10 protein-coding genes and 1 pseudogene are annotated in these 11,397 nt (G+C 44.6%); 9 read left to right on the top strand and 2 right to left on the bottom strand.

What is annotated here, in order from left to right; translation table 11 throughout:
• Positions 1 to 187 precede the first annotated feature (187 nt).
• The 6 genes and pseudogenes from ACRD7P_RS17565 to ACRD7P_RS17540 all read left to right on the top strand — a co-directional run bounded on the left by ACRD7P_RS17565 (position 188) and on the right by ACRD7P_RS17540 (position 5,602).
• Entirely contained in the window at positions 188 to 1,510 is a 1,323-nt protein-coding gene (locus ACRD7P_RS17565) for a GntP family permease (protein WP_430908989.1), read from the top strand.
• Between the two features lie 180 nt (positions 1,511 to 1,690).
• Positions 1,691 to 1,822: a hypothetical protein gene (locus ACRD7P_RS17560; protein WP_430908988.1), complete on the top strand. Its 132-nt coding sequence runs from the start codon at positions 1,691 to 1,693 to the stop codon at positions 1,820 to 1,822.
• A gap of 111 nt (positions 1,823 to 1,933) precedes the next feature.
• On the top strand, positions 1,934 to 3,493 hold the full coding sequence (locus ACRD7P_RS17555; protein WP_430908987.1) for a hypothetical protein: 1,560 nt from the start codon (positions 1,934 to 1,936) through the stop codon (positions 3,491 to 3,493).
• 276 nt (positions 3,494 to 3,769) lie between these two features.
• The gene (locus ACRD7P_RS17550) at positions 3,770 to 4,444 is read left to right on the top strand and encodes a hypothetical protein (protein ID WP_430908986.1); all 675 of its coding nucleotides are present in this window, start codon (positions 3,770 to 3,772) and stop codon (positions 4,442 to 4,444) included.
• Positions 4,445 to 4,477: 33 nt separating this feature from the next.
• A pseudogene (locus tag ACRD7P_RS17545) lies at positions 4,478 to 4,606 on the top strand (hypothetical protein); the annotation flags it as partial.
• Between the two features lie 156 nt (positions 4,607 to 4,762).
• Positions 4,763 to 5,602, top strand: coding sequence for a carboxypeptidase-like regulatory domain-containing protein (locus ACRD7P_RS17540; protein WP_430908985.1), 840 nt, complete (start codon positions 4,763 to 4,765; stop codon positions 5,600 to 5,602).
• 210 nt (positions 5,603 to 5,812) lie between these two features.
• Here the strand turns inward: ACRD7P_RS17540 and ACRD7P_RS17535 are convergent, their stop codons facing one another.
• Positions 5,813 to 6,262 (bottom strand): hypothetical protein, encoded by a 450-nt coding sequence (locus ACRD7P_RS17535; protein ID WP_430908984.1) that lies wholly within the window; start codon positions 6,260 to 6,262, stop codon positions 5,813 to 5,815.
• A 308-nt stretch (positions 6,263 to 6,570) separates the two neighbouring features.
• On the opposite strand from ACRD7P_RS17535, the gene ACRD7P_RS17530 reads away from it, so the two are divergent.
• On the top strand, positions 6,571 to 7,008 hold the full coding sequence (locus tag ACRD7P_RS17530; RefSeq protein ID WP_430908983.1) for a PaaI family thioesterase: 438 nt from the start codon (positions 6,571 to 6,573) through the stop codon (positions 7,006 to 7,008).
• Positions 7,009 to 7,011: 3 nt separating this feature from the next.
• Here ACRD7P_RS17530 and ACRD7P_RS17525 read toward each other — a convergent pair whose 3' ends face one another.
• Positions 7,012 to 8,364 carry a serine hydrolase domain-containing protein gene (locus tag ACRD7P_RS17525; protein ID WP_430908982.1) on the bottom strand — a complete coding sequence of 451 codons (1,353 nt, stop codon included), beginning with the start codon at positions 8,362 to 8,364 and terminating at the stop codon, positions 7,012 to 7,014.
• A gap of 445 nt (positions 8,365 to 8,809) precedes the next feature.
• Between ACRD7P_RS17525 and ACRD7P_RS17520 the strand changes: the two genes are divergently transcribed.
• Positions 8,810 to 11,002: a M28 family metallopeptidase gene (locus ACRD7P_RS17520; RefSeq protein WP_430908981.1), complete on the top strand. Its 2,193-nt coding sequence runs from the start codon at positions 8,810 to 8,812 to the stop codon at positions 11,000 to 11,002.
• Between the two features lie 162 nt (positions 11,003 to 11,164).
• A complete protein-coding gene (locus ACRD7P_RS17515) occupies positions 11,165 to 11,395 on the top strand; it encodes a DUF2007 domain-containing protein (protein ID WP_430908980.1) in 231 nt (76 codons plus the stop codon).
• The last annotated feature ends 2 nt before the right edge of the window (positions 11,396 to 11,397 follow it).

Genomic DNA, 11,397 nt, shown 5'->3' with positions numbered 1-11,397 from the left:
TCAAAGAACGGCCGTAACTTGTATATTTTTAAGGTCTTTACAAAGATTACTATTACATTAACCGGACACTATTGACTTTTTACTGATCACTTATTGTTTATTACTAATTGTTCATTGCTAATTGTTCGCTGTCCATTGAATAAAGCGCTTAGCCATTAAATTCCTATTTTTAAGAAAAACCGACACCATGTTGTATGTAATAGCATTATTGATTGCCCTTGTATTTATTGTTATCGGTATTGTACGATGGAAAATACATCCTTTTTTTGTGCTTTTATTGGCGGCCATTGTCTACGGTTTTATCAGCGGAATGTCCGTAGACCGCATTATCGCCTCGGTAAACGATGGTTTTGGCGGGATCATGGGCAAAATTGGACTGCTCATCTTCTTTGGTGTTGCCATTGGCACCGTTTTGGAAAAATCGGGCGGGGCCATGGTCATCGCCAGTCGTATGTTGGGTCTGATCGGCGAAAAATCGGTATACCTCGCCATGTTGCTTACCGGTTATCTTTTATCCATTCCCGTGTTCGCCGATAGCGCCCTGATAATGATGAACCCGCTGAACAAAGCGCTCTCCCACAGGGCCAAACGTTCTTTTGCCGGTACTACGGTCGCCCTGTCTTTGGGATTGATGGCGACCCATGTTATGGTGCCTCCCACACCGGGGCCAATTGCAGCTGCCGGTATTTTGGGAGTAGACTTGGGTAGTGTTATTTTTTGGGGAATCATCGTCAGCTCCTTATCCTTGATCCCCAGTTACTTTTTTGCTGTAAAAGTAGCCGCTAGGGTACATTTGCCCATTGCAATGGAAACCGTTACGGCATCTGGCCATCGTCCAAAGTTGGCAAACGCCTTATTGGCCATTGTGGTCCCTATTGTATTGATCGTATTAAAATCGATTTTCGATTACCCCGACCTTGCGCTAAGCGATCACCCCTTATACCCTTTCGTCTCCTTTTTGGGCGCCCCCGTAATTGCCTTATTGATTGGGGTCGGACTTTCCCTATTATTACCAAAAAACTTGGATGCCAAGGTGTACGCCGCAAACGGTTGGTTCGGGGAAGCCGTAAAAACCGCAGCTCCCATAATACTGATTACCGGAGCTGGAGGGATTTTTGGGAGTATGCTTCAAAATTCGGGTATTGCCGATTTGATCACCACAAATTTTTCGGATTTAAAAATCGGGCTTTTTCTTCCGTTTGTATTGGCCGCCTGTTTGAAGACCACACAGGGATCCTCGACCGTAGCGCTGATCACGACCGCTGCCATTGTAGCCCCAATATTGCCCGAATTGGGACTCGACCCTCCCTTTTTACGAACCATGACGGTACTTGCCATTGGAGCGGGATCTGTGGTTGTCTCCCACGCCAATGACAGTTTTTTTTGGGTACTTACCCAACTCACCGGTATGGACGTCAAACAAGGCAATAAAACCATAACACTAGGCACCTTGGTCCTAGGAGTATCCGGAATGTTGATCGTATTTATATGTTCCAAAATAATGGGTTAGCCCATATTTTGTGAATGGTGAAGGTTGCTCCAAGAACTATGTAAACTCTAGAAACTGTAAATAAGCTCAAGCATTGTAAATGGGTAGCGTTTCCTCTTTTCATTTCGGTCAATCTTTTGCCGGTATGGAATCATCTTGGAATTTTCAATGACTACCTTTATCTAACGTAAAGCAATACCTATGAAAAACATTATCAGAGCGGTTTTGGCCGGCTGGGGAGCAAAAAAAATGGGTGGAGGAAAGTGTGGTTGCATAGGAGTGGTCATCCTTTTTTTTATATTCTATTGGCTACTGGGGTATGTATTTAACTAAATACCGATTTACCTTTAAAATGAGCCATTCCAACTTGTTCATTGTCCACTTGCTTTTCTTGAAAGCATTTTGCGTAGCTACGGCGATGCAAAACCCTTACGGCGTTAGCAAATGAAAAAGCATTGGATAAAAATAAGCATCGTTCTCTTGTCGGTATCGGGCGCGCTTTTGCTTGCAACCCAATTCTGGGCCGAGCACAGTGTGGCATCTTTTTTAGAACGTAAATTACCAAAGCATATTTACTTGGCCTATAGCGATATATCCGTAAATCTTTTTAGTGGGTCGATTACCTTATCCGACGTCGACTGCAGGATAAAAAACAGGGAGAATGACATCACCTATGCTAAAATCGGAATGCCGAGTTTACAACTAAAGCAGCTGTCCTATCCGTCTTTTTTCTATCGTAACGCTATACGACTTGAAAAGCTTCATTTTAACGAACCCCAGATCAGCTATAACCCATATGCTAAAACAACGCGGAACAAGGAGAAGTCTCCCGCAATCGTCCAGTTACGGAAAACCATCGACATCGACCAAATAGTGGTACATCGCGCCACATTTACCATGCTTCAGGAAAATGGGGATAGCCTTCTTATGCATTCCAAAGGAATCGATTTTTCGATTACGGGAGTACGTACCGGACCAAAACAAATACGGAACCCCCTTCCCGTCGTATTCCATTCCTACGAAATGGCCGCTGAGAGCCTATTCTTAAGGCTTAATAAAACCGAGAACCTTACCCTCGGCCGGATGGAGATAAAAAATAGAACGTTACGGATCGATACACTTCGGTTAAACACAAAATATTCCAAAAAGGCCTTATCAAAACTTTTAACGCAAGAGCGGGACCATATTGGGTTGAACATCAACAAGCTCACCGTATCCGCAATAGACTTTGGTTTCGTTCGCAATGACTTTTACCTTCATACCGGCGACGTGGAACTTACGGCACCTCACCTATATCTCTACCGTGACAAAAAAGTTGCCGACAACAACCGTATAAAAAAAATGTACAGTGCCCTGATCGACGACGTTCCCATCATCTTTAGATGTGGTGCGGTCCGTTGGAAACAGGGATACGTTCAATATGAGGAGCAATTACCCGGAAAAAAGGCCCCGGGCCGTTTATTTTTTAATGCCATAGAAGGTGGCATTACCGGTTTGAACAACAATACAGTACCGACAGACAGTATCGTGCTGACCACGAAAGGAGCGTTGATGGGCAGCGCACCGACAACCTTCTCAACTACCTTTTATAAGAACGATGACAAGGGTACCTTTAAGGCCAAGGGCTCTATTGTTTCGTTGGCCGCGGCGAGGATCGATCTTTTTTTAAGACCAAACTTGAACGCAAAGGCCAGCGGAAGTATTCAAAACATGTACTTTACTTTTGGTGGAGACCGCTACGTATCCCGGGGCACCATGAAAATGAAGTACACCGATTTCAAATTTGCACTTTTAAGAGAAAATGGCAGGGAAGTCAACAAGGTGCTTACCTCCTTACTCTCCATTTTTATCGATAAAGAATCGAAGGGTGACGGAGAGGGCTACCGTTACGGTACGATTTCGGCGGAAAGAGATGCTACAAAATCGTTCTTCAATTATGTTTGGAACAGTATCAAAAGTGGCATTTTAAGCGTATTGACCGGCAATGGAAAGAAAGAAAAATAAGAAAATCTACTACGCGTAAACCCCTGTAGTGTATCGAAATCCGGCACACCTAATTCTTGGCGATAAAATGGTGTAAGAAAAGCGATACACCCCCCACTGCGGGTTGTATCCGATGCCAATGGCTTCCAAAGAGTTATTTTTTAAAGTCCAAATGCCAGATCAAAATTTCATTTCGACCTGGTTCCGTTCAGCAAAATTTGGTATCTTTTTATGCGTATGGGGTTGGGCCAATTTCAGATAGCACGTTGTAACCCCTATTAAAAAAAAGCATCACCTATGAAACGAATTTGCTTATTGCTTTGTTGTTTGACAGTTGCCGGTACGGTATTTTCCCAGAAAGATGCCGATAAAACTAAGGTTGAAGGTTGGTACTTTAGGGCGGTCGGCGCCTATCCCGGGGCCATAAGCTTTAAACCACTCGTACTCTTCGGTAACGGGGACTATTATAAAGTAAACACCACTCCTATTGCGGAACTGGACCTTATCAGTTCCAAGGAAAAGGAAGCGGAGCGTTGGGGAAGGTGGAAAAAAACCGGAGAGCGTTATATGTTAACCGCTAACGATGGCAAAACGAACGCCTATGATCTAAATGCAAAAAATTGGTTTCCCGCCTTTCCCTTCGAGGAATCCCTATCATTACGGGGAACCTATGAAAAAATTTCCGGAGGCGATTTTGGAAACGGTCTTCTGGCCCTATTCGATTCGGAACTAACCTTCTTGGACGACACTCGTTTTACCCATTCCGAAAATAACGGAATACTTACGGCGGGGTCGGATGCTTGGAAAAACAACTCCGATAGCGGTACCTACAAAATTGAGGGACACACCATTAGTTTCCGATATAATGACGGACGTACGACCAAACTGTCCTTTGCCATTGGCGCCCAAGGAGACAATGTGATCGATACCGATATGTTGTTCATTGGAGGTAAAGCCTATATCATCGAGTAACCGGAAAACGACGGGAACAAATCCCGCAACCAACATAGCAATACTATCAAACAATTACTTTGCTCTCCAAGTTGCATCAAAACCCATTTTGACGTGATCAAAAGCGAAAATCTATACGAGTTCGACAGCAAAAGGAGATACTCACTGCACCGAGGGGAATAGCATGGTCCATATCCCTACATATTGCACTAGTGATTCAATGGTTAGGTATTAAAGTTATACCTGGCAAACCACTACGAATTAACAAAGGTTTATTAAACGGCCATGTCCCTAAGCAAAAAAGGTTTTATATTTTTCTGACACCATACCATTTGAAACGTGTCAAAATCAACGTCCTTTTTGGGAGTGTGCTGTGTTTTGCTTGTTTTTCTAGACCCAGATCTCAGTTTTGGTCAAGAAAATAAAGTAAGCGGTAGCGTTCAAAATCGCAACAACGACATTTCCAACGTATTGGTCGTTAACCTAAATTCCAAAAGGTCGACCATCACGGATTCCCTGGGCCGGTTCACCCTCGAGGCCAAACTGAGGGATTCGATTCGATTTTCGGCCGTACAGTTCCGCACCAAGGAAATTGTGGTAACCACATCCATGTTGGGCAAGGATTCGCTGCAGGTAACACTTATCGAAGATGTAATCAACTTATCCGAAGTAGTTGTCACCCCCTATAATTTAAGCGGTAAGATAGCACAGGATTTAAAACGGCTAGATCTAGCCCCTACCCTTAACGCAAAAGCATTGGGCCTGCCAAAGGCCGACGTAGTTCCGATGACCTATGGCGAACGATTGCTCATAGAGGCCGATAGAGGAAAGTATGTTCGTTACTACGGTATTGCCCTGACCATCAATACCCATAAATTATTGAACCGTCTTTCCGGAAGGACCGGATTGTTGGAAGCAAGGGTCGCCCGGGATGCCGATTTACGATTGGAAAAAGAAATCATTGCAAAGTTTTCAAAGAAAACCATCTCGGACGGCTTGGGAATTGCGGAATCGGATGTGGATGCGTTTCTTACGTTTTGTATTTCGCAAGAGGGATTTTCGGCGCTTTCACAAGCTGAGAATAACATCCTGATTTGGGAATATTTGCAAGCCAAAAGTTTGGAATTTAAGCGGTACGATTTACCTAAGGAATACGCGGGCTCCACAAAAAAATACTAAAAAAAATCGCCAACATACTCCCGAAGTTTAAAACGTGCTATAGGAGCAAATTTTTGGCCGATAACAATTTATCCTGAAAATCTATCGGTCTATCGAACCGAATAAAAAGGAGGATATTGAAAAGGATCCCGAAAAAACCTAGCGGTCTCCAACCTCTATCTTCAACGTTTTACCAAGGCCATAGTTTTTCAATCCGCACCGACCAGAAAATCAGTCCTGACGCTCAAAAAAGAGTCCAGGACCATCACAGGCCCACCAAGTACCCACCAGTTGCGTTTCCGAATCAAAACGGAACCATTCTTTCGGTTCATTGGAGCAGTTACCGACCAGTTCATTTTTTTCGGGATACGATAATACCAAATAATCGCCATCCGTTTCGGCCACAATTTCAAAACCTCCGGAGCTTTCCATGATGTTTCCGTCCCGCTCTCTAGTTTTGGTAAAGGTACTATCGGAATGCAGCAACAAAACTTCTTGGTATTCCATATCGTTCCCGCTGATCGGAGGCACATTGGCAATCATCCCGGTCATCGCGGTCAGTTTCCATTTTTGGGGCAAATCTTTTCCCTTTGCGGGAATCGAAATGGTTTTACCGGATTTTTCCGATGTTGAACAGGAGATCAGTACGGTAAGCATACAAAAAGATAGGAGACGTTTCATCTGTTAATATTTATTGTTTTTTAATTGTCAGATGTAATTCGCCAATAATCATTTCGGTTGGTATCAAGAATTGTTATGGCTCATTCCATAATGTAAGCGTTTGGTAATAAGATAACGGCTTCCTTCATCGGTTGCGCGGGCACCTTTGGGTTTATGAGCGTTTTAACATAAAAATGGAGGGCCACGGCACTTTTTTTAACGGATGTACGACTATCAAAACCCCCATACATTCTTCATGTCCGTTCCTCATAGCTTCCCAATGGAATTGGGTATAATTGGTTACTTTTACCCGCTAAAAAATAGTTTACATGAACAAAGCGCTAGAACTGTTCAAATCGTTGATCGGTAAAGATTCCACAACATCCATGTCGCCCTTGATGCGTTGGTTGAACCCTACCCTATTGCTTGCCGAAGAGGGCGTTTTGGAATTCTCTTATGAAATCCGGGAAGAAATGACCAATCCAATGGGCATCCTTCATGGAGGAACCACTGCAGCCATTATTGACGACGCTGTCGGGGCCGCAGTGTTTTCCTTGGGAAAGGAACATTGGTACACAACGGTAAACTTGGCCGTTGATTATTTTGCAGCGGGCAAAATAGGCGACACCATTATCGCCAGGGCAAGCATTGTAAAAAATGGGAACCAAATCATCAACACCTCTTGCGAAATATGGAATAAAGAGCGCACCAGAATGATTGCAAAAGGGCATTCCAACCTCATAAAACTGGAAAAGAGGAAGACATAAGGCTCAATTGACCACAGCCCCCGTTTTCTTTACTATCCGCTGGGAAAAGCGCACCGTTTTCACCCCATCGCCCTTCTCGAACACATACCGATCAAACGTATTTTTCCGGTAAAACTCATGTTGCGATATGGGGAACAAGGGACTTGGCTTTTCCCCTTCCACCGTGCGGTATAATGAACCGTCCACCATGGTGATGGTATGGGGAACGCCCTCGTCAAAAACATATGTTCCCGTCCAACGTTGGAGCTGTTTTTTCTTTAGGGAAATCCCTTGCCCCGATTTGGGAAACGGGGTTCCCATGGCATGGGCCGCCAAACGAATAGCTGTATTTTGAGGGGAGTTGCCGTTCCGGTTGGTCAGTACCACCACGTAAATTTCCGATTCAGGTACATAAACCCCTTGTGCCACGTACCCAAAAATACCGCCACCATGCTCTACGGTCGGTGTTCCCAGTATTTCGTTGCGTTGCCATCCATAACCATAATGGGTAGATTTTCCGTTGGGCAAAACGGTATCGGCGAAGGCCAAAGCCTTACTTTCAGTGGTAATCAACGTATTCTTGCGAATGGCCTGGAACCATAAAAACATATCATCAACACAAGACATTAAAGATCCCGCGGCATAGGGTAAGCTCATGCTCAAATAATCCGCATTGCGGTACCCATTTTTCGTTGGCATGTATCCACTGGCCCGATTTGGTATCAGCTCCGTTTTACTGCCATAATAGGAACGATGCATTCCCAGCGGTTCAAAAATATGTTGCCTTACAAAATCGGCATACGCCATTCCCGAAACCTTTTCAATGATGAAACCCAAAATCACATAACCTGAATTGCTGTAATGCCATTGGGTTCCGGGCTCAAAATCCATAGGTTCATTTTTAAAATGATCGATCAACTCCGTGGGCGTTTTATCTTGCCGCGCAAAAACGTTCAAACCCGGCATTTCCGTGTAACTTTTGATTCCCGAGGTATGGTTCAACAATTGATGAAGCGTTACCTTTCTTCCTGCTAGGGGATAATCGGGCAGATACATGCCAATGGTATCATCAAGGGTCAACTTCCCCTGTTCTTTCAACATGAGCAGACATACCGCCGTAAACTGCTTGGTCATCGAGCCAATTTCAAAAACATGGTCGGTGCGCATGGGCACCTGCAATTCCAAATCGGCCATTCCGAAAGCCTTTCTGTAGTGGATAACATCTTCTTTGGCCACCAATACCACCAGGCCCGGACCATTTTCTTCATACAAGGGGTTTACCAATGTATCAAAGGTTTGTTCCAAGGCCGGGGTTTGGGCCGTACCGATCTGTATCCCTAAAAAAAGTAGTAAAAAAAGTTTCCTATTGGTATTCATGCTATTGATTTTAAAAAAGTATTGTTCTCGTTTTAGAGTGGTGATGATTGGAATAGGTTACAAAAAATCGCTCTTTTTTTCAATAAAAATTAGACATCAGTGATCGAGCATGTGGTGATGTCCCCAAAATCACTTTGTCTCTATGCAATTATTTACGAAAATACTAGCTCGGAAACAACTGTTTAAAGCAGCTTGCTCGGGGATTCTACTTTAGAAAACAGTGGCAAAATCTAAAAAAGAAGTACCTTGTTAACCGAAGGAGGTTACGCTTTTAGTTTGGAACCAAAAATGAAGATTTTTAGGCGTTGATGAAATCTTTTTTAACATCATAGCCCTGGCCACGGTATTCTAAAATGGCAAACGAAGCGCTCAAATTGGGGCCCCGATGCCTTGGGAAGTAAGTAAAAGAAAACCTTGAAACCCCTTCATGCTTAAAACCACCATTATGACCCGTATTAGCTTTCTTTTTTTTGTAGGACTTGCCATTTCCTTGAACGCGCAAGGTACCCTTACCGGGTTTACGCCCGAAACCTCCCAAAAACAGTTACAGCTCGAAGCTGCTTTTGAGGCACAATTGAACCCGGAAAATCTGGACCTTTGGATGCAAAAAATGGCTGCCGAGCCACATTGGGTCGGTACGGAATACGGTCGCAAAAACGCCGAATGGTTAAAAAAGCAATTTACGGCCTGGGGGTATGACACCAAAATTGAAACCTATCATATTTTATTCCCCTATCCAAAACGCCGCTCGGTGCGAATGACGGAACCAACACCTTACACCGCCAAATTGACGGCCGTACCGGTAGCGGGAGACCCCTATACCGGGCAAGGTGATGCACTGTTGCCCAGTTATAATGCCTTCTCCACGGATGGTGATGTCACCGCGGATCTGGTCTTTGTAAATTACGGTATCCCCGAAGATTATGAAACCTTGGAAAAACTGGGAATCGATGTGAAAGGAAAAATTGTCATTGCAAAATATCAGGGTTCGTGGCGGGGAATCAAACCAAAACTGGCCGCTGAAAAAGGTGCTATCGGCTGTCTCATTTACTCCGATCCCAAGGACGATGGCTATGTACGTGGCGATGTATACCCAAAAGGCCCCTTTAAAAATAAGACCGGGGTACAGCGGGGATCGGTCATGGACATGCCCACTTACCCCGGCGATGTTCTGACACCGGGCTATGCGGCCACAAAAAATGCGGAACGGCTAGATCGCAAAGAAGCGCCGACCATTACCAAAATTCCGGTATTGCCCATTTCTTACGAAGATGCGCTCCCCTTATTGACCGCTTTGGAGGGTCCGGTAGTGCCAAAAAGTTGGTCGGGAGGCCTTCCCATTACCTATCATGTAGGTCCGGGACCTGCCAAAGTGAACCTGACCTTGGAATTTAACTGGAGCATAATACCGGCCCATAACGTCATCGCCACGCTAAAGGGAAGTCAATTTCCCGACCAGTGGGTCATGCGGGGGAACCATCACGATGCTTGGGTACATGGCGCCAATGATCCGGTCAGCGGAATGGTCGCCCTAATGGAAGAGGCACGCGCTTTGGGCGAACTGGCCAAAAATGGCAATACGCCAAAACGAACGGTAGTATATTGTGCTTGGGATGCCGAGGAGCCGGGGCTCATCGGCTCCACGGAATGGGTAGAGGACCATAAGCAAATGTTACAACAAAAAGTAGTCGCCTATATCAATTCCGATAGCAATGGTCGCGGGTTCCTCAACGCAGGAGGGTCGCACTCCTTACAACAAATGGTCGGTGAGGTGGCAAATGTGGTGAAAGATCCGCAGACGGGCGTTTCGGTCGGGCAACGCAAAAAAGCATTAAACTTGGTAAAAGGGCGTAAACCGGGATTTCGTTTATACGCCCTTGGATCGGGGTCGGATTATACCCCCTTCATACAACATGCGGGCATAGCGTCCATCAACCTAGGGTACGGTGGTGAAAATGCCGGAGGGGAATACCATACCATTTATGACACCTATCCGCATTATGTACGATTTAAAGATCCGGAATTTGCTTATGGGGTAGCACTGGCGAACACCGCAGGCAGAATTACCATGCGTATGGCCAATGCCGATATTTTACCTTTTGCGTTCGCACCATGGTACGAGACAGTAAACGGTTATTTGGAGAACATCGTAAAATCATGTACTACCTTAAAAAAGGAAGTGGAACAATACAATTTCCTGGTTTCGGAACATGCCTTTGAGTTGGCCGCCGATCCTAAAAAAACCTTTGTGAGACCCAAAAAGAAAGAAGTGGTCCCCGATCTGGATTTTGGTCCGATACAAAAAGAACTGGAAGCTTTAAAAAAGAGTATTGCCACCCTGACCGCTATCGATATCACCATACTTGACAAAAAACAAAAACGCAAACTGAACGGACAATTGTTACTTGCGGAACAGGCACTGACCTCCGACCAAGGACTACCACGACGACCTTGGTACAAACATCAAATTTATGCCCCAGGATTTTATACCGGTTACGGGGTAAAAACACTACCGGGAGTACGGGAAGCTATTGAAGAGGAGCATTGGGACGAAGCGCGGGCACAAATTAGTGTTCTGGCAAAAACACTTCAAAAATTCAATGCCCATATCGAAAAATGCACGCGGGTCTTTAAATGAAGTGGTATTCGCTAAAAGTATCCCAAAAAAGACAAAAAACGGAGGTAAAAACGTTTTTTGTACCACTTGAAAACTGTAGAAATCAATATCTTTTGGCACGTTAAGCTTGAAATAGTATCAATAACACAATAAAGGGGTTTAAACTTTTTCAATACAAAAACTATGGACGAAACCTTTGTACAAATATTCAGCGGAAATAACCTATTGGGAAAACGAATCTTGGGAGAACTTCAAAAAATCGGTATCGACGCCATCGTAAAAGATGAGGCCGAATCGGCACGCCTGGCCGGTTTTAGTAGTGCCATGTTGGACCAGATCACACTTCTTGTGCACCGCGACCAAGAAGAAAAAGCCTTGGAAACCGTTTCTAAAATCGCTCGGGAAACCGAATAACA

Source organism: Maribacter sp. 2-571 (assembly GCF_050589625.1).
Taxonomy (GTDB): Bacteria; Bacteroidota; Bacteroidia; order Flavobacteriales; family Flavobacteriaceae; genus Pelagihabitans.
Note: the sequence above shows the minus strand (reverse complement) of the source record. Positions and strands in the feature narration are given on the sequence as shown.

Coding starts and splice junctions, on each gene's coding strand:
- ACRD7P_RS17560 (WP_430908988.1), top strand. CDS start 1,691: ATGAAAAACATTATCAGAGCGGTTTTGGCCGGCTGGGGAGCAAAAAAA.
- ACRD7P_RS17535 (WP_430908984.1), bottom strand. CDS start 6,262: ATGAAACGTCTCCTATCTTTTTGTATGCTTACCGTACTGATCTCCTGT.
- ACRD7P_RS17530 (WP_430908983.1), top strand. CDS start 6,571: ATGAACAAAGCGCTAGAACTGTTCAAATCGTTGATCGGTAAAGATTCC.
- ACRD7P_RS17525 (WP_430908982.1), bottom strand. CDS start 8,364: ATGAATACCAATAGGAAACTTTTTTTACTACTTTTTTTAGGGATACAG.
- ACRD7P_RS17515 (WP_430908980.1), top strand. CDS start 11,165: ATGGACGAAACCTTTGTACAAATATTCAGCGGAAATAACCTATTGGGA.
- ACRD7P_RS17520 (WP_430908981.1), top strand. CDS start 8,810: ATGACCCGTATTAGCTTTCTTTTTTTTGTAGGACTTGCCATTTCCTTG.
- ACRD7P_RS17550 (WP_430908986.1), top strand. CDS start 3,770: ATGAAACGAATTTGCTTATTGCTTTGTTGTTTGACAGTTGCCGGTACG.
- ACRD7P_RS17555 (WP_430908987.1), top strand. CDS start 1,934: ATGAAAAAGCATTGGATAAAAATAAGCATCGTTCTCTTGTCGGTATCG.
- ACRD7P_RS17565 (WP_430908989.1), top strand. CDS start 188: ATGTTGTATGTAATAGCATTATTGATTGCCCTTGTATTTATTGTTATC.